The sequence below is a fragment of the Tepidanaerobacter acetatoxydans Re1 genome (assembly GCF_000328765.2).
In the GTDB taxonomy this organism is placed as follows: domain Bacteria; phylum Bacillota; class Thermosediminibacteria; order Thermosediminibacterales; family Tepidanaerobacteraceae; genus Tepidanaerobacter; species Tepidanaerobacter acetatoxydans.
In genome coordinates this window covers 2,414,878-2,439,569 of record NC_019954.2, presented here as the reverse complement: position 1 = coordinate 2,439,569, position 24,692 = coordinate 2,414,878, and the positions used below count along the sequence as shown (strand labels likewise).

Annotated in this window: 21 protein-coding genes and 1 pseudogene; all 22 read left to right on the top strand. The window is 32.1% G+C overall.

The genetic code is table 11. The features are described from left to right. Positions 1-46: 46 nt before the first annotated feature. The 22 genes and pseudogenes from TEPIRE1_RS11605 (at position 47) to TEPIRE1_RS11515 (ending at position 24,677) form a co-directional block, all read left to right on the top strand. The gene (locus TEPIRE1_RS11605) at positions 47-391 is read left to right on the top strand and encodes a hypothetical protein (protein ID WP_013779363.1); all 345 of its coding nucleotides are present in this window, start codon (positions 47-49) and stop codon (positions 389-391) included. Continuing rightward, positions 360-1,301, top strand: coding sequence for a TnsD family Tn7-like transposition protein (locus tag TEPIRE1_RS13945; RefSeq protein WP_023211617.1), 942 nt, complete (start codon positions 360-362; stop codon positions 1,299-1,301). Before TEPIRE1_RS11605 ends, TEPIRE1_RS13945 begins: the two co-directional genes overlap by 32 nt. A gap of 12 nt (positions 1,302-1,313) precedes the next feature. Next, positions 1,314-2,018, top strand: coding sequence for a TnsD family Tn7-like transposition protein (locus TEPIRE1_RS13940; protein ID WP_197537095.1), 705 nt, complete (start codon positions 1,314-1,316; stop codon positions 2,016-2,018). Positions 2,019-2,183: 165 nt separating this feature from the next. Continuing rightward, positions 2,184-3,422 (top strand): hypothetical protein, encoded by a 1,239-nt coding sequence (locus TEPIRE1_RS11595; protein WP_013779362.1) that lies wholly within the window; start codon positions 2,184-2,186, stop codon positions 3,420-3,422. Positions 3,423-3,441: 19 nt separating this feature from the next. Beyond that, the gene (locus TEPIRE1_RS11590; protein ID WP_013779361.1) at positions 3,442-5,115 is read left to right on the top strand and encodes a hypothetical protein; all 1,674 of its coding nucleotides are present in this window, start codon (positions 3,442-3,444) and stop codon (positions 5,113-5,115) included. A 1,135-nt stretch (positions 5,116-6,250) separates the two neighbouring features. Then, positions 6,251-6,472, top strand: coding sequence for a hypothetical protein (locus tag TEPIRE1_RS11585; protein WP_013779360.1), 222 nt, complete (start codon positions 6,251-6,253; stop codon positions 6,470-6,472). Between the two features lie 101 nt (positions 6,473-6,573). Beyond that, positions 6,574-7,026 (top strand): hypothetical protein, encoded by a 453-nt coding sequence (locus TEPIRE1_RS11580; protein ID WP_015295866.1) that lies wholly within the window; start codon positions 6,574-6,576, stop codon positions 7,024-7,026. Positions 7,027-7,259: 233 nt separating this feature from the next. Then, positions 7,260-8,534, top strand: coding sequence for a restriction endonuclease subunit S domain-containing protein (locus TEPIRE1_RS11575; protein WP_013779358.1), 1,275 nt, complete (start codon positions 7,260-7,262; stop codon positions 8,532-8,534). Between the two features lie 18 nt (positions 8,535-8,552). Continuing rightward, positions 8,553-8,651 (top strand): annotated as a pseudogene (locus TEPIRE1_RS14560) (DUF2188 domain-containing protein); the annotation flags it as partial. Between the two features lie 15 nt (positions 8,652-8,666). Beyond that, on the top strand, positions 8,667-9,029 hold the full coding sequence (locus TEPIRE1_RS11570; protein ID WP_013779357.1) for a hypothetical protein: 363 nt from the start codon (positions 8,667-8,669) through the stop codon (positions 9,027-9,029). A 12-nt stretch (positions 9,030-9,041) separates the two neighbouring features. Beyond that, complete coding sequence (locus TEPIRE1_RS11565; RefSeq protein ID WP_013779356.1) at positions 9,042-10,925, top strand: HsdM family class I SAM-dependent methyltransferase; 1,884 nt, start codon at positions 9,042-9,044, stop codon at positions 10,923-10,925. Between the two features lie 12 nt (positions 10,926-10,937). Beyond that, positions 10,938-12,353: a restriction endonuclease subunit S domain-containing protein gene (locus TEPIRE1_RS11560; RefSeq protein WP_013779355.1), complete on the top strand. Its 1,416-nt coding sequence runs from the start codon at positions 10,938-10,940 to the stop codon at positions 12,351-12,353. Between the two features lie 26 nt (positions 12,354-12,379). Next, the gene (locus TEPIRE1_RS11555) at positions 12,380-12,706 is read left to right on the top strand and encodes a YjcQ family protein (protein WP_013779354.1); all 327 of its coding nucleotides are present in this window, start codon (positions 12,380-12,382) and stop codon (positions 12,704-12,706) included. A 50-nt stretch (positions 12,707-12,756) separates the two neighbouring features. Next, the gene (locus TEPIRE1_RS11550; RefSeq protein WP_231848293.1) at positions 12,757-13,791 is read left to right on the top strand and encodes a hypothetical protein; all 1,035 of its coding nucleotides are present in this window, start codon (positions 12,757-12,759) and stop codon (positions 13,789-13,791) included. Next, positions 13,788-14,549 (top strand): hypothetical protein, encoded by a 762-nt coding sequence (locus TEPIRE1_RS11545; protein WP_015295860.1) that lies wholly within the window; start codon positions 13,788-13,790, stop codon positions 14,547-14,549. The genes TEPIRE1_RS11550 and TEPIRE1_RS11545 overlap by 4 nt, the downstream gene beginning before the upstream one ends. Positions 14,550-14,655: 106 nt before the next feature. Beyond that, the gene (locus tag TEPIRE1_RS13935; protein ID WP_015295859.1) at positions 14,656-14,844 is read left to right on the top strand and encodes a hypothetical protein; all 189 of its coding nucleotides are present in this window, start codon (positions 14,656-14,658) and stop codon (positions 14,842-14,844) included. A gap of 11 nt (positions 14,845-14,855) precedes the next feature. Beyond that, complete coding sequence (locus TEPIRE1_RS11540) at positions 14,856-18,917, top strand: hypothetical protein (RefSeq protein ID WP_013779351.1); 4,062 nt, start codon at positions 14,856-14,858, stop codon at positions 18,915-18,917. Continuing rightward, complete coding sequence (locus TEPIRE1_RS11535; protein ID WP_013779350.1) at positions 18,917-19,717, top strand: hypothetical protein; 801 nt, start codon at positions 18,917-18,919, stop codon at positions 19,715-19,717. The genes TEPIRE1_RS11540 and TEPIRE1_RS11535 overlap by 1 nt, the downstream gene beginning before the upstream one ends. Then, positions 19,704-20,870, top strand: a complete 1,167-nt coding sequence (locus tag TEPIRE1_RS11530) for a hypothetical protein (RefSeq protein WP_013779349.1) — start codon at positions 19,704-19,706, stop codon at positions 20,868-20,870. Before TEPIRE1_RS11535 ends, TEPIRE1_RS11530 begins: the two co-directional genes overlap by 14 nt. A gap of 22 nt (positions 20,871-20,892) precedes the next feature. After that, complete coding sequence (locus tag TEPIRE1_RS11525) at positions 20,893-22,578, top strand: helicase HerA domain-containing protein (RefSeq protein WP_013779348.1); 1,686 nt, start codon at positions 20,893-20,895, stop codon at positions 22,576-22,578. Next, entirely contained in the window at positions 22,571-23,212 is a 642-nt protein-coding gene (locus TEPIRE1_RS11520) for a hypothetical protein (protein WP_013779347.1), read from the top strand. Before TEPIRE1_RS11525 ends, TEPIRE1_RS11520 begins: the two co-directional genes overlap by 8 nt. Position 23,213: 1 nt before the next feature. Then, positions 23,214-24,677, top strand: a complete 1,464-nt coding sequence (locus TEPIRE1_RS11515; protein ID WP_013779346.1) for a serine/threonine-protein kinase — start codon at positions 23,214-23,216, stop codon at positions 24,675-24,677. The last annotated feature ends 15 nt before the right edge of the window (positions 24,678-24,692 follow it).

The following is a 24,692-nucleotide window of genomic DNA, read 5'->3' as shown; positions in this document are numbered from 1 at the left end:
ACATCAATCATAAGTACATTTATATACATTTGCAGGGGGTGATAGTTTGGCGAAGCATGATTTTGGAATAATAGATTCTTTTGAAGAAAACAAATGGTATAGTGTTTACGAACCAGAAAAATATAATTGCATTTCTGTCAGCGACGATTTAATTAAAGAATTAATTATAAAGTTTAATGACGAATTAATGACAATAAAGACATATTTTCAGGTTACAACCCAACCAGGTACTGGATTAGATTATAATGGTGTAACGCTTGTCCCTCCAGAATCCCTCAGGCAATTCAGAGATATAATTATAAAGGCAAATAGCCAATATCAATCGCAGGAACTTAAATTGCTTATTGAAAAGGTATTGTATGCGGAGTGGGAATATAAAGGAAATACATAATTTTGAAGATTTATTTGGGACAAGGAATTGCATAGCAACTATGGAATTGCCTACACAATTAGATGCATTAATTGAAAATATGCCTGTAAACTCAAAATACACAGTAGAATATTTTGTCTATAAACATACCTTATTTCCCTTTCTTGCAGCATTTATTCCAGAGGAACGTGCTAACAAAATAATTAAAACTATGAGAAATGGTGAAGGTGCTGTTTCTTACATGAGTTTGGGCCTTGTTACGAGTTCCGTTACTTTAAATCGGTACTTTCGATTTTGTCCTGAGTGTTTTAAAGAGGATATAGAAAGATTTGGAGAACCATACTGGCATAGAAGCCATCAAATTACAGGGGTATTTGTATGTGCAAAACATAAAATACCCCTTTATAATAGTACGGAACTTATAAGGGGAGGAAATAGACAAAGATTTATTGGTGCATCTCATGCGAATTGTATAGTAGAAAAAGAAATAAGTTTTCCAAGCGATTTAATGGAAAAGATGCTTTGGCTGGCAGAAGATGCAGAAATACTTTTAAACAATCAAATTGGATTTAAAGAACATGATTGGTTTAAGAATCAATTCCGGGTAAAATTAATTGAAAAAGGATATGCAAGGATGAACAATTATATTCATCAGAAGAAATTAAAAGAAGATTTTATAGAATTTTATGACTATGAATATCTGAAACTTGTTCAGTCTTCTCTACCTGATAAAAGCGGAGGCTGGCTATCTGATATGGTAAGAAAAAATGATAGAACAACTTACGCAATAAGGTACTTGCTATTAACGAGATTTCTTGAAATACCTGTCGTTGAATTATTTAATACAAAACTTGGCTTTAATGATGATAATGAAAGTAATATTGATGCTTATCAAGAACTGTGGGACCAGAGATTAATAGAACTTTCATAGTCAGGATTATCAATACGGGAAATAGCAGATATACTAAAGTCTTCCACGAAAACTATTAGAAAAGCGATTGATAGGTTAGGTATAGAGCCATTATTTTGGAAATTCAATGGTGGCGGAAAATACATTTATAAGAAATATACTGATACCGAAGAATTTAAAGTAAAAAGAGAAGAGTATAGAAAAAAATGGATTGAACTTCATGTTCAATATCCTGATAGAAGTAGTAACCAAATTAGAAGAAATAACGATGGATTGTATTCTTGGCTGAAAAAATATGATAGTGAATGGTTGAAACAAAACTATCGCAGGGTAAAAACAGTAGTTAATCCTGTTGATTGGAATAAAAGAGATGCTGAACTACTACCATTGGTAAGAGAAGTTGTAAGTGAAATGAAAGAAGGCAAGCCTAAAAGAATCACTTGGACAACCATAGGTAGTAAATTAGGGATTAGTGGATGGCTTTCTAAAAGGAAAGAGAAACTTCCACTGACAAAGGCATATATAGAGTCAGAACTAGAAAGCCTAGAAGAATATCATATAAGAAAGATTAAATTGGCAATTGAAGAATTAGAAAGGCAGGGAAAGGAGATAACATTATGGAATTTGGCAGAAACAGCAGGAGTTAAGCCAAGGTATATGAAAGTAATTTCTAAAGAAATACGGGATACATTAAGGGAGAAAGGATATAATTACATCTTTAGCAATAAACAACTTTAAGACTGTACATAAATGTGTGCAGTCTTTTTTGACAAGTGACCCCTTTCAAATTTCAGGGAGTGTTAAATAAAATTAGACAATACAAATAGTGTGTTATAATTAAAAATATAGAAGTTTATGTAAAAATAATGAATGACATGATGGTTTAAAGATGGGAGGGATTTTGTGAAGGAAGAGATTCTTAAGATAATTACAGATTATTATTTGAAATCTGGGGATTTTAATGGATTTCCATTATACAATTTTGATAAAAACTATAATGACTTGATTTGTAAGTTAATTGATGAAGATAAAGTAGAGGTGTTATCTTCAGCATTTGTAATAAACCCTCATATAAAAGCCTTGAGACTAAATATCGATAAAGAAGACCAGAAAAAAGAAGTTATTAATAAAGGTGACTCAGTTGTCTTATATCCTACTGAAAAATATCTAAAATCATTAAGTATAGGTAGTGAAAAGCCTTTTACAAAGATGCTTTTAGATGGACAGGAACAACTCAAGATATTATTTTTTGATATAGAAATATTAGAACCATATTTTCAAGACCCAAGATATAAAATATTTTGGTATGAATATGGTGGAAGTATTGAAATCTCAGAAGAGTTTTATTACGAAAACCTCGAAAATGAATATATAAATGATTTTGGATTAGGTTATCATAAAGAAAAGCCATACGAAGAAAGAGTGGTTGGGGTTTTTCTAGGAGATTTAGCATGTCTTTCACTTAAGGCGCAACTCAAATGGAAGTTAACTTACATAGAATGTCAGCATGATTATATAATTAATGAAGGTTTTTATAGAAATCAAATTTTAGGGGAATGGATAGATGAAGTGTCGATTTATGATGCTATTCTCGATGAGATGATAGTTATAAATAAAATGTGTGAGAACATGGGAATTCCATGTTTTTTCAATAAATTATATAAGCCACATACATTCGAGAAACCAGAAGATTATAGGATAATATTTCTTCCAACCCTTAAAAACTATTATAGTTTTATATTGACACTTGAAAAAATGATTGTAGATAACATTAATTATAAAACTTTTATAACTGCTACTGAACATATAAGACCAGTAGAACGAAAAGACGAAGAGGGAAATATAAGAAAGCCTCTACAAATGATGCCTGAGTGGTTTAACCAGAATTCAAAAAGTATTGAAAATGTTGATGAATTAATTATAACCCCTTTAAAATCCATTAGACAAATCAGGCAAGTTCCAGCACATAAAATATATTCTAATCATTATGATAAATCATTATTTAAGAAACAAAACGATATTATACTAAAAACCTATAAAGCAATAAGAAATATTAGATTATTTTTCACTAATTATCCAGAAAATCAGGATATAAAGATACCTGAATATCTCATTACAGGTGAAAAAATAAGGATATATTGATGAACAGGAGTGAAATGGAATGGGAGGCGCAGAAGGGGCAAGAGGTTATCTATATCAAGCAATTGCGTGTGTTTTGAATTCTATGAGAGAAGATAATTGGATAAAAGTTCAAATGGAACCTGTAACTTCAGAAGATAAAGTAGATATTGCTTATGAATATGAAGATGGCAGTTATAAAGCAATACAAGTAAAGTCATCAATTAACAATTTTACTAAAGGTGAGATATTTAATTATTTTAAATCGTTAATAAGGGATATGTCTAATGCTAATGAATACTCTTTGATTTTGATTGGAACATGTTCAGATAATACAAAAACTATAATAAATAGCATAAATAAAATTAGAAGGAATAATGTAGACAAAACAACGAAATCAGTAATAAATGATTTAGACCCAGAATTAAAGGCTGTAAAAGAAAAATTATCTATAGATTTGTTGAATAATGATATTTATAGTTTAGAATCAAATATAATGCGTGAATTTAATTATTTTTTGAGTCAACATGGATATTCTGTTGATTATCCAATTCTTGAACTAATAGTGGGCGCTATTAACTATCAGTTTAATAAATTTTCAACTAATTCAAGTTTTATTACAAAAAAAGATTATGAGAAACAAATTTTAGAGTGGATAAATTTTTGCTATCCTCAAATACAAAAAGGGAAGAGAAAACGTGTCAGTTTAATTGTTAATTATTATTATGAAAGTACTTTTCAAGATATTTTTGAAGGTCAAAAGGTTGATGTTGATTATTTATTTAAATCAAAATATGTGCTTGAGAAAAAGAAACGGCTAATAAGTCTTTTTAATGAGATTAACAGCATTCAGTTATCAAATAAAACCGCAGTAAAAAATATTGAAAAATATAATTTAACTATTCAGGATGCGTATTTATTATATAATTGGTGTGATTGTGAATATAATGAGGAATTAAAAGAGGAAATAAAGGATAAAAGTAAAAAATATTTAGATATCACCATTGAAGATACATTTTTTTATTTAGGAAATCTGAAGAAAGAAAAATACTATTTAACTGGGCCATTTATTAATTCAAAACCAAGGTTTAAAGGAGAGCAGAATGAAATAGAAAAGTATGAGAAACTTCAAAATTTTAGATATGGTTTGGACGAATTGACAGGTATTATGGAAATGTTAGAGTATATAGGTGAATATTATATAATACCACTGGCATTGAGAAATATTGGAGAATACTATGATGAGAAAATTAGGGTTAAATTAGAATTACCTAAAGACATAAACTTGTTAACACCTGATGAATTCAAATTACCTATTATAGATGTTTTAGACTATTTTATTGGCGATACTAGTATATTAAACTGTATATTAAAACATCATTCTGATAGTAATGTTGAGGAATATCCTGATTCTTATATTCCTATACCAAAAATAAGTATGCCGTACTTAAGTAATAAAGATTATTATGATGAAATTAAAAATGATTATAATGAATATAAAAGATATTTAGAAGCATTGATGAATGTTAGAGTTTTCGATGATAATAAAGATTATAAGATTCTTGAATATGAGTTTACAGAATTAAAGCCTAAGGAAAATATAGCATTTCCATCATTTATTTTAGTCAAATACGATAAATCTTTTAAGATAAGGTTTAAAATAACTTCAAAAAATTCATCAGATGTGCAGGCAGGAGAACTGAATTATATAATTTAATCAGTTTTATATAAATATGATGGTAAAAAATATATGAATGACTATAAACTTATTCCTTTTGCCTTTTCCCTGTATCTATGTATCCATCAAATAAACTCCTTTCATTTTTCAAATGTTAGAGAAGGAGTAAATAAAGTTCTTTCAGGAGACCATAGGGAAAAGGTATAAGGATTGCCTTGGAACTATGGTTTTTTTGTTAGGATTTTTAGGATAGAAAGGGACAAGGGATAAGGTTAAAATCCAGATAAATCAATGGATTGAGAGATTAAATGGAAAAGAAAATGGACAGGAGAAATGGACATAATTCTCCTTAACCCTAAATCCTATAACAACTTTATTTTCTTTTTTTACCCCTAAAATTCCAAAATGCAACTACTTTAATGAGTCAGGTTCAAGGGTAGAGGAATTAAGTAGAAAACTGGAAGAGAATAACAAACCAGTATTCTCAAGGGTTTGAGGACTGTCTATGAAAGGACTTTATTCTAAAAGGGAAAGAAGTTTGTTTGAGGTGCATAAAAGCTGTATAACCAAAATAAAGTTTTGTGACGGAAAATAAAGTCTTATCATGTTTATTAGCAACAAGGCTCAAGAATCAAGGAATAAGAATATTTTTAAGAAGGATTTAGCGACAATCGCAACAGGCTAAAAACATTGATAGTAAAGACTTAAGAGGGAAAAGGGATTATGATAAGAATAGTCCTTTTCCCTTTTTTCATATACCTTGATCTTGCTCTCATGACAGAACTTTATTTACTTTTTCAGAGGGCATTAAGGGGCATTTAAAGGCAAAAAATAATAGAAAGTAAAAAGGAGGTAAAAAGGAAGAAAAAGACAAAGGTAGAGATATCAAGGGTTAGCGGGTAGTGCGTGACAGAACTATATTTGCTTTTTGACAGAACTTTATTTTGATTGCACACCTATCAAAAAGAAAATAAAGCTATATTATTTATATGGATATAGAAAACAGGTTGCAAAAGAGGTTGAGAGGGTATTAGGAGAATTGGCTAAAAAGTCGGAAGGTGTAAGGAAGTAGATGCCTTTATAAGTTATATAGTGTAAAATGAAGGTATGCAGTATGGGTTAGTATTACAAGGTATAAATAAAGATTTACCCACATTTTGAGGGGGGAAGAAAAATGAAAAAGATAAATTATTTAATTTTATTTATTGTTGTGTTTATCGCTACATATTTTGTGCTCCGTTATTTGCCAAGTCTTCGGATTAAACTATTTGCTCCGCCAATGGAGTATTTTGTTGAGAGCATAAAGCATATGGTATTTTTTAAATCTTTAGTTTCGGTTGTTATAGGATTATTAGCGCTTGGCATACCATTCATTATTCAAGGTAGAACAAAATAAGCACATTTTTAGTTCGTTAAGACTTATCAGTAGATAAATGTGAAATATGAATTATTTACCCAACTTTCCCACCCGCTGATTGTAGGTCTATCTGCAGGGACATGTTTCACTTATTACGGTATTTATATGATGTGAATGAGAAAAACTTAAATAAGTTGTCAAACGATAATAAATTTGCAAATAATTATGAACAGTATATGGGGCAAATTCAAAAATACCATTATGACGATAACATTGAATATGCTAGAATTTTCTCTAATACAAAAGAAGAATTAATAGCAGAAGCAAAAAAATATGTTAAAGAACTTAATTATTTTGATAAAGAATTCGGCAATGAGGATGAACTATCAGAATATGAAATGGTATTGCAAGAAACAGATATTAGTTTTATAGGGCAAGGATATTATGACATTTATTTGTTTTGTGGAGAATTAGGTGTTTATAGAATAGATGCAATGCTTAGAAGCACGCTTGAGGCCGAAATGACGAGAATTTCAAGCATTGAAGAAATTTGGGAATATATTTGTGGACGCTTGGATGAGGACGAGGATTAATAATCAAGTTTCATTATAACGTAATTATGTTGGATAAAAGACTATAAAACTATTAAAAAAACAGGATGTATATTCCTGTTTTTTTATTTAGGGTTCCAGTATATTGATGTTATTTCAGAAAAATTGGAAACAAAACTATTGACTTTTCCTAAAAGTAGTAATATTATTTTCATAAAGAAAGCACATTAGAGGGGAAATTATGTTATAGAACGATGGTGAGTTGATTGGATTATATGTTTATTACCCCAGATAAAATGGATGGAAAGCGAATTTCTTATGATTATGTAGTGCAGCAATATGAAATACAGAGGCTGTTGAAAGGACATCCCCTTATAGTATTAAGGGATATTTGTGAAGAAATCACGAGCGGGATTCGAGTTAGGAAAGAGTATTATACAGATAAAGATGGATACAAAATCATTGCTCCTGGAGATATAAGAAATGAAGTTATATATATTAATGAACTTAAAATAGTACAACCAGAAGTAGTAAGAGAGAAAGACATTATAAATAATGGAGATATATTAGTTACAGCCTCAGGTAAGTCGGGACAAATAATATATGTAAATGGAATCTTGGAAGGCTGCGTTATAACATCAGATATTATTAAAATTACTTTAAAAGACAAGAGAGAAGGAATAAGACTATATAAATTCCTAAAAAGCAGCATAGGCCAAATGTTATTAAACTCCATAAAAATAGGAATCTTAAATAAAATTTTTGTAGAGGATATTGAAAAACTATCAATTCCCGAGGACTTTGACACATATGGTGATGATAACTGGTATGACATTAGTCCGTATTCAAGTGCTGAAAAATTATATAAATCAGCAGAACTTATATTTTCTAGATTACTTGATTATAAAGGCGAAGAGGAATATTTAAAATGTTTTTATGTTATGAAACATCTTGATAGCCACAGATTAGACCCTGAATATTATTCGAATTTTTACACTGAATTGTATAGGTTGATTCATAAAAATACAGGAAATGTGAAATGGCAGAGAATCGCTGAAGTTGCAGAAATTAAAAGGGCAAATAAACCTGATATAAGTGAGAACCAAAAAGTTAAGTATTTTTTATTGGCAGATATTGACCCTAATTTATCAATAATAAAAGAAACACATGAGGACTTTTATGGTAACCTAAGTAATCGAATGAGATATATTGTCAGGGATGGCGAATTAGTTACTGCTAAGGGGGGAAGTGCCACAGGGACTAAGGGACATGTATCAGCGCTTATTACAGAAGAGTTTGATGGCATGGTAACAACAGATGCACTGTATAACTTGGTTCCTAAAAATATTAGTCCCTATTATCTTCTGTTTTTGTTTAAGCAGCCAGTAATTTTAAATCAGATAAATATGTTTACTAAAGGAACACTATATAAACTTATTCAGAGAAAAGATTTTGAACAAATCAAAATACCAAGACTGGAAAGTAGTTTAGAGGAACAAATAGCAGATAAAATGCTAAATTATTTAACCAAGTTAAGAAACCAAAATTAAAGAGGTGTTGTATATGGGAAAAAATCAGAACTAATTATCCAAGGGAGAGATGCAAAAATAAGAAGTAAAGATAGTTATGGAAATGACCCGTGTCCGCCAAGGGATAAGGAACATTAACTGGGGGTGGGTATTTTGGTAGAAACAATATATGAACAACTAAAAACACCTAAGCCTATTGAAGAATTACATCAAATACTAAACGAGGCTGGGGTTAAATGGAATATGTCACAATTACAACTATTTCTTTTGATGGATAGCAATATCAAAAAGACTGGGAACCTATACAGCGCTGGAGGAAATAATCTAAATACTATTATATTAGACATAGTGGATAAAGTAATGGATGGTAAACCTGTTGCACCTATAAGAAAGATTATGGAGTATGTACCAAATGATATTACTATAAGTGCAGAAGAAATATCAAGGATAGCGGAATCTAGTGGGAAATACAAATTACATTCCAATGGTGCTGTTTTAATGAGAACGAAAAACTAGGGAGGACTTACTATGCAAGAGTTAAAGGATAAAATAAAGGAACTTGGCTATGAAACTATAAAGGATATTGATGAGACTACCTTTGTAGCCAGCCATAAAGATATATATGTATATATAAAAAAAGTAGATGAAGAGCAGTTAAGACCAGACTTGGTTGTAGCTATAACTTATGAAGCAATGGTAACAGACCCTATTTCTACATATGCTTGGATTACAAATGGTACAAGTAATGCTTATGTGCTTGTAGGAGAAGAAAAGGCTGTTTCTGAAATTCCACCTGTTTTTGAAGACGAAAGCAATGTATATTCGTGGAAAAGACAACTTACTGATAGGGATAAATGGTCAATAAGAAAATATCAAGAGTTACAGGAAACGTTCGATGGACTTCATGAAATGATATATGCAAATAAAGACCATGTGAATAACTCCAATGATGTAATAGATGAGTTCAGTAAACTTATTTTTATGGAGACATTCAGACTGCATCATCCTGAATATAGACTTGCAAAAGGAAATGTAGCAGGAAAATTATTAAATGAAATATTTAGATATGAATATGTGGAGGAATATAAAGATGCAGCAGTCCAAGAGATAAGGGAAGCATTTAAAGAGATAAAAGACCATCCGGATTATGTTGCTACTTTAGATAACGGAGAAAAGGCAAATATATTTAGTCAAGATGAATATATAAAACTTGAAAATCCTAATATCTATATTGCTGTTTTAAAGGCTCTGCAAGATTTAGGGCCAATAAAAATTGACGGTGTAGAGAGACCTGCTAATTTAATGGATTTAACAGGAGATGTATTAGGTAGAGTCTTTGATGTGCTGCTCCGAGGGAAGTTTGAGAATAAAGGTGGAATGGGTATTTATCTTACCCCAAGACAAGTAACGGAAGCAGCGGCAGAAATGGTACTGCACGACCTTACAAAAGATGGGGCTGCGAAATTAATAGAAAGGGATTCAGAAGGAATACCTACTCTGCGCATAGGTGATTTGTGCTGTGGATCTGCAGGGTTTTTAATAAAAATGCTTCAAAAAACTGAGCGCTATCTTCTAAATAAATTGACAGGAGATAAGAAGCAGTATGAGGAACTCTTTGAAGAAATTAAAGAACATAGTTTTATCGGTGCGGATAATTCACCGGGAATGGTGCTCAAAGCAAGGATTAATATGGCACTTCACGGAGCGCCTAAGTGTCCAATTTTCCAAACAAGAAATTCCTTAATGAATACAAGACTTGAACCAGGAACCTTTGATGCAATCCTTACAAATCCTCCGTTTTCAAAAACTGGAGTTTCAAAAACAATTAAAAAAGGTAGAACAACAGTAGAAAATCCAGAAGGAGTTGAAATTATTAAATATTACTCTTCTGATATAGATGAAGATGGGCAAAATCGGATGAATCCTTATGGGTTGTCCTTAGGGTCAAAACCAGATAGTAGAGGTAAGTGGAAAGAAGTAAATTCCGTAGACCCAGCAGTATTGTTTATTGATAGAAACCTTCAACTGCTAAAACCAGGTGGACTACTTATGATAGTTGTACCAGATGGAATTTTATCTAATTCAGGAGATAAATATGTCCGTGAATATATCATGGGTAAAAAGAACCCTGTAACAGGTGAATTTGAAGGCGGAAAAGCGATACTTAAAGCAGTTATAAGTCTTCCCCAGGAAACTTTTGCATTATCAGGGGCAGGTGCAAAGACATCTCTACTTTACTTAAAGAAGAAGGAACATCCAGGAGAGAAGCAGGGACCAGTATTTATGGCGGTTGCAGATGAAGTGGGGTTTACAGTAAAACAGAATGTGGAAGTTCAGTTAGGTGATGACCACAACGACTTATTAAAGATTGTGGAGGCTTATAAAAAGGGTATACCAGAGGATATGGAGTAAGGTGGTGATGTTGTGAATGAATATAATATAGTTAGTAGTATACCAAGTTGTGTTTGGACTAATGGGGTTGCAATTAATGACAGAATTGACAGCATGTATTATAGAAGTAGTAGTATAAAAGATTACCAGAAAATCAAAAAATTTAGCAAGATTAAAAGAGTATCTAATTATTTTGATGTTAGCAAATTATCTGGATTTGAATACACTGACTATTTTACTGAAGAAAATTTAAAAAGTGGTACGGTCATTGCCTTGACTAGCCAAAATGTTATGGAAAATCAAATTAATTTTGATAATATTATAAAAATACCATTTGAAATTCATAATTCTCTTGAAAGGTCAAAAATATATCCAAATGATATTTTATTATCTTATACTGGACAGTATAGAAGGGCTTGCACTGCTCCGCAGAATATTGAATTACATTTAGGACCTAATATTTGCAGGTTAAGAAGTACAAAATTAATAGATGTTCATTATGTATCTACTTTTTTAAATTGCAGATATGGACAGTCATCTTTAGATAGGGAAAAAACTATGTCTGCACAACCAACGGTTAATATGGGCAGAATAAGAGATATTCTACTTCCCATCCCACCTCCTGAAATCCAAAGATACATAGGAGATAAGGTTAGGAAAGCAGAAGAGTTGAGAGAAGAAGCGAAAAGGTTGAAAAAAGAGGCTGAAGAGATATTAAATACTGAATTGAACTTAAGTTATTTTAATGAGAGAGTTAAATATGCACCTAAAATGTATAATTGGATGTGTGGAGAGTTAATTGAGGCAAGAATTGATAGTCAATATTATATTAATGAAACTAATTTCATTAATGCCGAAATGAATAAAAAGGGGCTAAAATTAAAAAAAATTAGTGAGGTTGCAAGTGTCGGCAAGGGATTTAGTTATACAAGTTTAGATAAAAAATCAATTCCTTATATTAGAATTTCAGATTTAGATGATTTGCTTATTAATTTTGATAGTGTGGAAATGGTAGATAAAAAAACATATTCAGAAAAAAAATCAAGCCAGTTAGAACAATATGATTTAATTTTTGCAATTACAGGAGCAACAATAGGAAAAGTATCATTGTTTTATAATAACAAGTGTAGTAAAGCAACTTTATCGTCTGATACAGCCTTTGTAAGATTGAAAGATAAAAATGATGCAGCATATGTACTGCTATATTTAAAATCGATTATTGGACAAATAAGTATTTTAAAGGGGATAACTGGTGCAACAAATAGGCACTTATCGTTAGAGCACATAGGCGACATTTTTATACCTGTTATAGATAATAAGTTAAAGCGAGAAATAAACATAATAGTAATAAAAGCAATAGATAATATGTTTTTATCGAAACAATTGATAAAAGAAGCCAAGCAAGATGTAGAAGATTTGATAGAAGGCAACTTTAGCATGAAAAAATAAAAGGTTGCAAATTAGGGGGAGATAAGTTGAAAACTCAAGATGTAGTATATAAAATACTTCAAAAGTTGGATGAGACACTCGATGAAAACAATCCAGATTTTACGGATTTAAGTCCAGAATCACTTGGAATAAGTGAAGAAAGAAGAAATTATATACTAGAAATGATGCAAGATGCTGGCCTTATCAAGGGAGTTAATTTTATTAGAGATGGAAATAATAGAGCACCTATTATGGCTTTTTTAGATAATATGAAAATAACCTTAAAAGGAATAGAGTATTTAGCGGAAAACTCATCCACTGCAAAAATATTAAGAGCAGCAAAGGAAATTAAGGACTTAATTCCAGGAATATAAATGATCATGGAGATGAAAGAGGGTGATATTTATTGGTAAACATAAACGAGTTGGTTAAAAGTTTAAACTTCCTATACGATTATGGAGAAATAAAAAACAATATAGATTTGCAATACCTTATAGACCAAAATTTTATTAGGCTTATAGAGGATAGGATGGTTATTACGAAAAAATGGATTAAATTTAGTGGAAAGGTAAACAGAGAAGACTTTATATCCTCTCTTCTCTGTTTCTATCCTCCATTATTACATAAACTGTTGCAAAAGGTTTACGCAGAGGCATGTATTATAGGTCGGAGGGGGGACAGTAAAGCCCTATATGAGTTTATAGACAGTATCCCTGAATTTGTCGAAACAATATTAAAGATAAAAGATGAGACTATAGATGAAACAGGAGAGGTAAAGGGATTTTATCAGGCTATATTTAATGGTTATCCACAATATCCCTCAATACTTAACAAACTTAAGACCATGCAGTTAGTAGAGAATATAGAAGATGTAGATTCGGATTACATGGGAAAGAATCCTAATGAAATATGGACAAAAGGCAGAAAGGTAACTTCATCAATAACTCTTGCAAAGTTAGATAAAAATAAATATACATTTACCCCTTACGAATATAGGGATTTTTCAGTGGAGGAACCAGTGAGAGAAGTTCTTTCTTACCCGTGGAAAACCTTTTTAACCTTGTTGACTATGGTAGCCCTGGAATACCAGACGGCTGGCTTTGAAGGTTTAGCCATAAGACCTACAGACCACAACAATTACTATGCAGTACAAGCCTTAGACTTATACATTTTCAATACAAAAGGGAGAGAGGTTAGGGTAGGAATGCTCAATGATTTTGTATATGAGTTTTGTTTAGAGAATGACATATACTTATTTCCCGACAAGGCTCCAGAAGTAGACAAGGTGATTTTTGATATGATGGACGAACAAAAAATAGATTTTAAAGATGGAGAATATGTCCTTAATGAAAAGTTTAAAGACCTGATATACTCCAAGGATATTATTATTAAAAACCGTTCCAGAAAGTTTAAAAACATCCTTAAAGATTACATAGAAAAGTTGAGGAATACATTATGATTATTAAAATAGGTACTGATAGATTCTGGGTAAAACCATCTAACATAGAAAGATGGGCGGAAATTTTAAAATCCTTACCAGAAAAAATACCTTGCACCAGCAAAAAAGATATAGCCAGAGACTATTTAGATTACAAGGTTGATGAGGGCGGAAGGATTGTAAATGCTGATGAGGTATATGGCCTATTTGGGGTTGAAAAGACAAAAGACTCTGTAACTATCGTTGGATGTAATTTCATTAAAGAGAATGAATATGGATACGAACTTACAGAGGGTGCTATTGAACTGGTAGAGCGGTACAAACAAAATGCGGGATGGGAAAAGGTATTGGCAAGTCAATTATTAAAGTATTCTATAAGGGTTAGAACTATTGCTTTTGCAATGTTAAATGGAGGACAACTTCTTTTTGAAAAAGGATATATGAAAAACTTCGCTAAGGCTTATATAATCTTTAACAACAAGGAATATTATGTATTTAGCAATAAACCAGAAGAAATAAATATAAATGATTTAATGAGTGAAAACACTTTAAAAATATTAGGGGATTTTTGGGGAAAGGAACTTAACATAGATGAACCAGAAGAAATAATGTTTAGAGGAATTAACAAGGATTATCCTTCATTAGGCTCCATGAGTACATATTTAAAAATACCAATGCTGTTATTTGATTATTTGGGCTGGATTATTGAATATGAAGATGGAAAGTACATATTAGATAAGCAGAAAATAAAAAAACGACGCAGGTCAAAGTGTATATGAAAGTCTAGTAAATGGGGCGAATGCAGATGAATTAGAAATATTAGAACAATTAATAAAAGAATATTCTGATGCAAGAGGATTTTTCCCAATAGGAATTGTAGGCTCCATGCTTAAAACTAGTATCGATAGCCAAAGCAATATGACAGAAGAACAGTGGATTGACCATTATTTTATTACGGGAATAAACCAGGGAAGGTTTAGGATTAAGAATCATGAGCAAGGACAGCCAAGGCATGGCAGGGGACTTTTAGGTAAAAGAGATTATCAATTAATAAAATTAGAAATTATAGGTTAGGAGGTATGGGTATGTCTATATGGGCACCCTTTGGCACTAGCGATTTTCCATTAAACCAGCCAATGGTTGGACAAAAAGAGTTTTATGATATTTTTAAAGGCTTTACAAAAACCATGAAAAATGCAGGGATGGCGACCATATTCCCATTGATTTCAAAGTGGGGTGTAGGTAAATCCCGAATTGGGTTTGAACTTATCTCAGAACCTCTTGGGATGGATAAGGGCTGGATTATTAATGAAGATGGAGAACAAAAGGAAGTAAGGATTTTTAAGCCTAACTTCGAAGATAAGGTTCTTCCGTTATACATAAGGTATTCTCAAATGTGTCACCCTGATTTGCTAGGGGATAACTGGGTGGCTTATGGTATTTATACAGCCTTATCTTATTTAAGTAGAGAATCCGATGGAAGTATCCAAGGAAAGATTATGGAATCTATCCAAGATGCCCTAATTCCTATGGGTTTTGATAGAAATACCTTAGGAGATTTGCTGCAATTAAATAACGTAAATACAGATGAATTGGTAATAAGTAAAGAAAGGCTGGATGAGTTAACCCGAAAAGGAATGGAGTATGTCAAACAGTTTGATATTGAGCATTTTATGATTATTTGCGATGAAATGGAAACAGCAGGAGAAATCGCAAAGTATGGAATTGAAAAAGATAAGGAACTCGTAAACAAAGTTGATGGGGAAGCAATTCAGGTAATTACCAGTGCAATAAAACATGAAGACCCAAGAAAAAAATATCCAGAGGTTTCTTTCCTTTTGTTGTGCTCTACAGCCATTGGAGGAAGTATCCAAGGAATAGGTGCACTAGATAGAAGGACGGAAATGTATGAAATGCTTCAGAACTCCTTTGCAGACATATCAGATTTTATATATTTTCTAAACAAAAAAGGTATGATACCAGAATATCCAAAGGGGTTGGTGGAAGCAGCCTATACTATAGCAGGAGGTAATTTTGGCTGGTTTAATGTTATCATGCACAACGTAGACCAAAAGATGGAGGATAATACTATTAGGAAAGATACAGGGCACATCTTTGAAAATATACTAAACTCCAGCAATCGCTTTAAGGAAAGTTTAATTGATAAACCAGCCTTTGATTATATTAGGTGTGATGATAGGTTTAGACAGACGGTTAAACATGCTCTTCTAGGTCAAATTCCTCAGAAAAAATCCAATTATTCAGATGAAGAAATTATAGCCATGATGGATGCCAAGGCAGAAGATGGGGAGAAGTTATTTAAAGAGTTTTACCGTGTAAAATTAGAAAAAGATGATTTGGCCGTTTACCTTAATTCACAGGGCTACAAAAGAGAATTGGGGGATAATTTTATCAATAACTTTGGCAGCAGTTTTGACCTAGGTATACTTTTTAGAAGTCTGAAAACTTTTTCTCTTAATGTAAAAGAAAATGAGTACATTGTAGGTAAAGAAGAAGAAACATTTTTAGACCAGGTAAGGATGTTATATCCAAAAGAAGATATTGAAGAAGCAGCAAGATATATATATAGTTATATAATTGAAAAATTAGAAAAAGAAGATGTAAAAGAAGCAGAATATATTGGTCCCAATTTTGCCTATTTAAGCCGACTTGATAAAAGATATAGGGTAGAAAAAGATGACTTTGGATTTGTTCCTGATACGGAAAAGAACAAAGAGATTGAAGAGTTAATAAAAGAAAGAAGTAAAAATAGAAAAGAAGAAGTGAAAAGGGTTCTTTCAGGGGCATGCAGGGCTTTAGAGATAAATTATCCTGAAGAGAGTTTTTATACTATTAATGGTGTTGAATGCGTCAGGACTAAGGTAGAAGGGGGTCCTTATCTGGATGTCCACGGAGATAAAATAGTAGATATTATATGGGGTAAGGATGAAGAAAAACTAAAAGGAGTATTGCTTGATAATAGGCTCTTAAAAGACGGGGTTCATCCTGTAATTGTGATTTCTGATTCGGTAATAAGTACAGAGTATACTGATAAATTTGTTAAGGAAAAGTATGAAGGTATAGGAAAGTGCTTGATATTTGTTAATATAACCAGACTCCAAAAGGATATTTTAGAAGTTATGTCCTTAGATAAGGATATATTGGATATAAGGGAAAATAGAAATGTTATCACATCTACCTTTAGGGATAGAATTCGAAAGATTAGAGACCATTTTAATCTAAAAGCGGGAGAATGGTTTGAAAAATTAGATGAAGAAGGCTGGATTTTAAGGCCTATTATCTATAAGAAACATGATGAAAAACAACTAGCAGTTCTTTCTAATGCTTTTAAAAAAATGCTTATATATGACCTTGATTTTGAGGAACTTGGCAGTAAGAAAGATGTGAGACTATCAGATGCAGAATATACGGAGTTAAAGATTGTTTTAAAATCAACTACTATAGGAAGAATGAATGAAGGCCAAGGGTATAAAGAGACAGGATTGTTCATCAAAGAGGATGAAAACAAATATAGTATAAATATACCTTCTTGCATGAATAGGATACTGAAGTTTAATGGGAACCACAACCAATCTTTGGCTGACTATGGTAATAAGTTCTTCTTTAGCCTTATACATGAGGTAAAGCCAAAACGTATTGTAGAACAATGGATAGAGTTCATGATGGGTTTAAACCTTCTGTTAAAGACTAGGGAAGGCTTTATAGAGAGAATATCCAACTATGAGTTGAATGGAAAGTATTCTGTGGTTAAAAAGTGGCTTGAAGATGACTGCAAAAAGGAAATTAGCAGTATGAAGAAGGTTATAAACGGTCCTTATTTGGATGTTCTTGAAAAGAATCAAGTGCCCTACTATAAAGTGCAACTTCAAGATGCTGAAAAAATTAAGGATAGCATTAATGCTGATAAGTTATCAGAAAAAGATGATAAGAACATGGAAAACTTCAGAGAGGTCATTTCTAAGGTTGAGGAATTTTTAGGTGTTTGCTATCAAGTATATGACAGTGATGGATGGAATAACATCAAAACCTATAACCCAAATATCATAAAGGATATTAAAATTGATGATAAGGATAAGCCTTTATGGTTTAGGGTAAGGCATATAAGATTGTTTATAGACTATATTAATAATTTGAAAGACCCAGCCGTAAAGAGCATTATGAAGAAGATAGAAGAAATTAAAAATAATTGTATATATGAAGAATTCATGCTTCCTATTTCTCCAATAACGAATATATTGCAAAAATATTGCAATGAGTTGGAAAATTCTACGGATTATCAAAAGATGACCATAGCAGGTACAGGTACTATGGTTTCCTATATAAATACTCTGGCATATAAGTTAATGGATGGGGATTTTAGTGGGGCATATAAACGAATTGAAGATATTCTTGATGCCTGTGGCTTGGAAGTCATCGAAAATAATGAGTTAAAGTGGGCAAATGATAAAGGGATAATAGGTGAGTACAGGACAATCTATAAGAACTTTACCTCAATTATAGACTGTTATAAGAAATTACCTGAAAGTAAAAGATGGGTTGATTATTTCTCGGATGCCCCAGAAAAATTAAAAAACCACTCTGAAGTAAGAAATTTAAGCAACTGCATTAGGGAAATAGAACTATTTGTAAATGGCGGACTTGAACAGGAAATTGAAGATAACGAACCTGTTATGCTGAGTAAGCCTGATGACTTTTTAGCACTTCTTAAAAAGAGTGTTGAAGATATGCAGCAGTATGTGGGGCTCATTGAGGGTTATAGAACAAACGTTATGAACTTGGCAAGGACAAGAAAGAATGAATTTTATGACATACTACTTATAAAAACTTTGGACAAGGTACGAAAAGTACAAGGAAAGAATCCTATATCTGCCCAAATAAATATGGAGGAGTATCCGGAAGAGTCAACATATGAGGCTACCAAGATAGCAATACAGGATAAAATGAATGCCTTTACCAATGAAGGAGAATCTTTCTTTAAAAATTCATCATCAATTAAAAAGACTACTTTTGGTTTCTTTAAACAGGTGGTTGAAAAAGATGGTGATATTACATGGGATGATTACCCTGAAGAAAAGAGGGAACTGGAATTAGTGAAACTGATTCGGACAAAGGTTGAGGTGCTGTGATGTTTGTTCAAATATTAGATGAATATAAAAACAGAACAGAATATAGAATGCTTAAAGGTTTCTATAACTGTCAAATAGCAAACCTAGATGCACTTCAAAAAGGAGTTCTAGTTTTACCTGGTATTCTTTTAAATAGGATAGATAAGGAACAATTGAATTTACTAAATATCTGGCTGAAAGACAGCAGCAATCAGTTAATACTGATACCTACATGGATTGAAATGAACTTAAAAAATTTTTTCGATTCATCAATAGATATATTAATTACTAAAACAGATAGCAGTTTTGATAAAATCCCAGTAGATTATAAAATCGAAGCCACAGTAAAAGATATTATATTTCAGCAGGATGGAAAGATTTTTAGTGTTAACTATAGAAGAAATACAGGAACAGGTCTAATAACGGTAGTTACTCTACCGTTATTAGACTATAGGCTAATCCAGTTTGAGTATAAATTAAAAAATTTATTTGATTCCTTGTTTCAGGTTGACGTTTCAGCACAAGAATCTACAGTGGAGATAAAAAATTTTGCTTTAAACGATATACATATTTATTTAATTATTTTATTAGGTGCCCAAGTGGATTTGGTTAATCAAATGTCTAAAAAAATTAAGAAATACTTTGGAGTCACAGTTGATGAGGAAACTGCTATGGGAATGTATAAAGATTTAGTGGCTCATCAGTATATAAATGTCGATGGATTAACGAATAAGGGTATGGACATAGTGAAGGAAAAGAAGTTAAAACCTTTTATTCAGGTTGTAAAAAAGAGAGGTGAAAAAGAAGATGGATGGATTTAAAGAAAGCGGTACCCCTATATCCCAAAGTATAGTTGCTAATATTCAGTTGGGACTACCGGCCACAGTTTCCAAGTTGTCATCAAAAATGCGGTTTATAGATAAAATAGCCCCCACGTTAAAAGAAAGTGGAGTGATTAGAAACATAGAACTAATTAATCCTCTTACCATTAATGCTTCAGGAATTTCGGCAACTAACAGGACTTCTAATGCATTTGGTGGAATTTTATATGTTGCTGGGGCAGTACGACAGGATGTTCTCATCGATGATGGTTCTATCTATAAAACAAGGCAGGAAAGTATAGTAGATGTAGACGAAATAGATGATTTAGATAACCAGAAAAAATTAAAGTTTATAGATATCATTAATGTATATAAATTGCTTGGAGATTTAATGGAGGACGATGAAAAACCCGAACTTGTTTTGGTGGATGTACCAATATTGTTAGAGCAACAGGACGTACCTATATCAGGTAGAAAAGACCTTGAAAAAGTCTATAAACAGTGTGTTGATACAATAGAAGAATTTTGGGTTAAGTATAAAGAAAAAATATATCCATTTGATGATAATGGCATTAAAATAGCGTCAGTTGGTAACAAACGATTTGGTGCAGTAATATTTGCTCTAACACAAGACAAAGTGAAATATGTTGTTGATGATATCGACAGGAATATTATTAAGAATATGAATGGCATAATACCGAAACTACAGGATGTTGGTGTAAAAAGGCTTTTAACAGGAATTCTGGTTAAGAGAACGAGAACAGCAGCATATGAGATTAGCAGAATCAATGAGGAAGAGAGAAATAGGCTGGAACCTCAATCTGTTGGAAAATATGAGATGGTAGGAATGCATATTAAGGCTGGAAACACTACTCCTCCAATGCTTGTAGAAATTTTAGGCAGTAAAGAAGTGTGGACAACAGAAATGCTCGATGAATTGGCTTCACAGATTATATCATTAATTACATTTGACCAGCAAAAAGCAATGCCATTACCATTATGGTACGCAAAATATGCTTTAAAACCAGTTGAAGCAACAAATAACGGGAAAAATGTTATCTTACAATACTATAAATCACAAGCAAGAGAGATGCTTAAAAATGAGGAGTTAGAAAGTATTTGGAAAGAAGACTTAGATGTATTTGAAGAATAAAAGGAAGGGGTGAGTATTATTTATGGACAAATACATAGGCAAACTTATCGGTAACACTGGGAATCCTAATGATTTAAAGATTGCCCTTGAAAATAGTTTTTCTGCTAAAAGGGGTGAGTTTGTAAAAATTAAACATAGAGAAACTGAAGAAGATGGAGATACCTATGTTCTAGGAAGAATTGTTTCCATATCCAGAAGCAATATTCTATATAACTCCAACATGGGTGAGGGGTTATCATCCCTTGAAATATTACCAGGTGCGCAAATTACAGGAGAGACACTATTTGGAACCATAGAATTAGTAGGGTATAGAGATAATTATGGGCAGATAAAAATACCAAGGAGACCTCTTAACCCAGGGGAAAAGGTATATGGTGTTGATTATGAGTTTTTATCAAAATTTTATAAATTTGATGAAAATACTAGCCTTAATATAGGAAATCTTATTGGATACGATAAGGGGAGCAATATAGTTCCAGTTTATCTTGATGTAAATAAACTGGTTACAGAGCATATGGCAGTGCTGGCTATGACTGGTTCAGGTAAATCATACACTGTAGGCAGGATTATTGAAAGACTTGTTGCAGAAATGAATGGAACAGTAGTAGTATTTGATGTTCATGGGGAGTACGGGAAAGCATTTGAAAAGGGAGAGATACACTTTAATAACAATTTCGATTATATTGAGGATGAGAAAGAAAAGGAGAGTATACAAAAGATTCAGGAAAATTTATCAAAGATGCTCAATGCTGGTGGCGGAATAAAAGTATATACTCCTCAGATTGATTCTTTTGATTATAAATATAGTGCAAAGAATCATCATTTGGCTCTGCAATTTGACAGATTTGATATGGATGATTTGTCATCTATTCTTCCTGGGTTAACGGAGGCTCAAGAAAGAGTATTAGATGTTGCAATAAGATATTGGAAGGCAAAGTACAATAATCCTCCTAGAGATATTCAGGATTTAACATATTTGCTCTCAGATGAGCGAGGATTAGAAGAATTAAAGAGTTGGGATAACTTGACTGAAGGAGAAGCAAAAGCATTAAACAATAGAAGTGCAGCAGTTGCTTCTCTGAAGTTGACTAGAGTAATAAATGAAGCAAAGAGTTTTTATACAAGGGCTATCGGCGAACCTACAGATATTTATGAAATGATTGGAGAAAGAGGAAAGAGTGTTGGAAGGCTTGTAATTATAGATTTACAAGGCTTATCTGACGATGCAAAGCAAATTATTACAGCATTGATATCCAGTGAGATAATGAGAGCAGCATCAGATAAGAAAAGGCAGATAAGACCATGTTTCCTTGTTTACGAAGAGGGACATAATTTTGCACCAGCAGGTATACCGAGTATATCTAAAAAAATTATAAAGAAAATTGCTGCAGAAGGAAGAAAGTTTGGTACAGGGTTTGCAATTATATCCCAAAGGCCATCGAAACTGGACCCAGATGTTACATCACAATGTAATACAATTATTACAATGAGGTTAAAAAATCCAGATGACCAAAGGTTTATTGCAAAAACATCAGATATGTTTTCAACATCTGATATTGAGGAATTGCCATCTTTATCAACGGGAGAAGCATTGATAAATGGTAGGTCAATACCCGCGCCACTACTTGTAAAAATAGGAACAAAAGCGCTTATACATGGTGGAGAATCTCCTGAAGTTATTAAGGAATGGGGCTCATTCAATGAATAGGCAAAAGATTATTGATTTTATAAAAAAAGAATTTAAAGAAGGAAATATTAGAAATGAAATGTTCCCCATGATGACACAATTTGGGATAAGGGATTATTCAGAAACTGTTCATACTGTAGGTCTTAATTACATAACTGCTATAGGGAGACATGTAGAAGGAATTACATCCCTTTCAGAATGTCCTGTATATCCATATTCACAAACAGGTTATTATGGACAAATGGTTGCAGAAAACCAAGCCAATTACGAAGTTAAAGTTAATGAGGTAAGGCCAGATTCTATTTGGTATTCAAAAGAAGATAATAACCCTATATTGATTTGCGAATTTGAAAGATATGAAAAGAATAGAAGAAAAGATTTAAAAGTCAAAGAAAAAATAGAAAACTTGCTTATTGCTTATCATCAACTAGGCGGGAATATCCCTATCATATTATTTGTATATTGGAGTTATGCCGGGGAAAATCCGGGAGAGATTGAAGAATATATATCCATATTAGATAATGGATTTAAAAAAAGTGATGGTTCCTATATAAGAGGAATTAATGCATTAAAAACTAAGTATTTAATATATCGGTGTGTTGCTTCAGGTAATGCTGATAATCTTATGTTAAATCAATGGGTAGAGGTTGGATAAAATGAGAAAAAAGAAAGCCGTTAATTTTCGCCCACAGGTAGATATGAATATAGGAGACAAGTATTTACTAAAGGAATTTATTGATGAAGGTTCTTTTGGTTATGTATGGAGGGCTGTAAATCTTGAAAGCAAAGAAATTGTGGCACTTAAAATACCTAAGGACCAAGAACGGGGAGATAATACTTTATCCGAAGGAAAAGAATTCATTGGAAATCATCATCCAAATGTAATTACTATATACTGGATGGGACGGGTAGATGGAGTTTTTCTCATTGAAATGGAATATTTTAATGGGCATAAACTATCAGATGAATTATGTGAAACGGGATTTATGAGTCCTCGAACTTTTGAAGAAATATATAGTATGTTTTTTCAGATACTTGATGGAATAGAATATATTCATTCAAAAAATATCTGCCACGGAGATATTAAACCTCAGAATATTTTAACGAATGGGACAACAGTTAAAATAACTGATTTTGGCACAAGTAAACTGATAGAAGACTTATTTATAAAAACAATTGATGGTGGGGGAACTTGGGCATATATGGCTCCTGAAGTTGCTGGTTCAAACCGCAGATATCTGAATTCTGATATTTATGGATTGGGAGTGCTTTTATATAAGTTTTTAACTGGCAGGACGCCACATGAAACTGCTAATCAATTAATAAATAATATGCCTTATCCTAGACCAAGAGAAATAAATGACAATATACCTGAATCTGTTGAAAAAATTATTATGAAGTTACTCAAAAGAAATCCAGAAGAAAGGTATCAAAATGTAAAAGATATCAAAAGGGATTTTGAAGAAGTGTTTAAAAATGGGAACTACGATATTATTTCTTACGATGAAAACTTTGAAGTAAGGAATAAGGGCACTGATTGGATAGAAAAGGTAATCCAGTGCTACAAGAATAAAAAATTTGATAAAGCAGAATTACTGCTAAAAACGGAATATGAGAATGGAAATAAATCTGCTGATGTATTATATCACACTGCCTACACGTATTTTCAGCAGCGAAGATATTTTGATAGCATTGATATGTTAAAAAGCATAGATATTGAAAAAGTAGAAGAAATAAGAAGAGAGGCATTGGAAGATAATCTTCTATATTTAAAAGGGAAATTATTCTTTGAACTAAAAAGATACGAGGAAGCAGTCAAAGTTTACGAAAAACTTGTATCAAGAAATCCCGATGACTTAAATTACAGATATAGGCTAGCGTGTGCTTATGGTTTAAATAGCGAACAGGAAAATGCCATAGATATATTAGAGGAAATTAACAAAAAGACTCCTGGAATGCTTTATATAGTAAAAAAACTGGGGCATGCATATGACCAGAAGAAAGATTTTAAAAAGGCAAGGGCTTATTTTAATTATGCAATGAGGCTTGACCCAAATGATGAGTTGATTAGGGACAGGCTAGAGGAATATGGCAAGTATTTAGGTTATCTGAGGTATTAGGGTGAGTTAGTAATA

What these genes read in the sequence shown, in the direction of transcription:
- TEPIRE1_RS11575 (WP_013779358.1), top strand. Translation starts at nt 7,260, where the DNA reads ATGTTTATTACCCCAGATAAAATGGATGGAAAGCGAATTTCTTATGAT.
- TEPIRE1_RS11535 (WP_013779350.1), top strand. Translation starts at nt 18,917, where the DNA reads ATGTTTGTTCAAATATTAGATGAATATAAAAACAGAACAGAATATAGA.
- TEPIRE1_RS13935 (WP_015295859.1), top strand. Translation starts at nt 14,656, where the DNA reads ATGCTTAAAACTAGTATCGATAGCCAAAGCAATATGACAGAAGAACAG.
- TEPIRE1_RS11525 (WP_013779348.1), top strand. Translation starts at nt 20,893, where the DNA reads ATGGACAAATACATAGGCAAACTTATCGGTAACACTGGGAATCCTAAT.
- TEPIRE1_RS11580 (WP_015295866.1), top strand. Translation starts at nt 6,574, where the DNA reads ATGTTTCACTTATTACGGTATTTATATGATGTGAATGAGAAAAACTTA.
- TEPIRE1_RS11565 (WP_013779356.1), top strand. Translation starts at nt 9,042, where the DNA reads ATGCAAGAGTTAAAGGATAAAATAAAGGAACTTGGCTATGAAACTATA.
- TEPIRE1_RS11540 (WP_013779351.1), top strand. Translation starts at nt 14,856, where the DNA reads ATGTCTATATGGGCACCCTTTGGCACTAGCGATTTTCCATTAAACCAG.
- TEPIRE1_RS11530 (WP_013779349.1), top strand. Translation starts at nt 19,704, where the DNA reads ATGGATGGATTTAAAGAAAGCGGTACCCCTATATCCCAAAGTATAGTT.
- TEPIRE1_RS11520 (WP_013779347.1), top strand. Translation starts at nt 22,571, where the DNA reads ATGAATAGGCAAAAGATTATTGATTTTATAAAAAAAGAATTTAAAGAA.
- TEPIRE1_RS11545 (WP_015295860.1), top strand. Translation starts at nt 13,788, where the DNA reads ATGATTATTAAAATAGGTACTGATAGATTCTGGGTAAAACCATCTAAC.
- TEPIRE1_RS11515 (WP_013779346.1), top strand. Translation starts at nt 23,214, where the DNA reads ATGAGAAAAAAGAAAGCCGTTAATTTTCGCCCACAGGTAGATATGAAT.
- TEPIRE1_RS13945 (WP_023211617.1), top strand. Translation starts at nt 360, where the DNA reads ATGCGGAGTGGGAATATAAAGGAAATACATAATTTTGAAGATTTATTT.
- TEPIRE1_RS11590 (WP_013779361.1), top strand. Translation starts at nt 3,442, where the DNA reads ATGGGAGGCGCAGAAGGGGCAAGAGGTTATCTATATCAAGCAATTGCG.
- TEPIRE1_RS11585 (WP_013779360.1), top strand. Translation starts at nt 6,251, where the DNA reads ATGAAAAAGATAAATTATTTAATTTTATTTATTGTTGTGTTTATCGCT.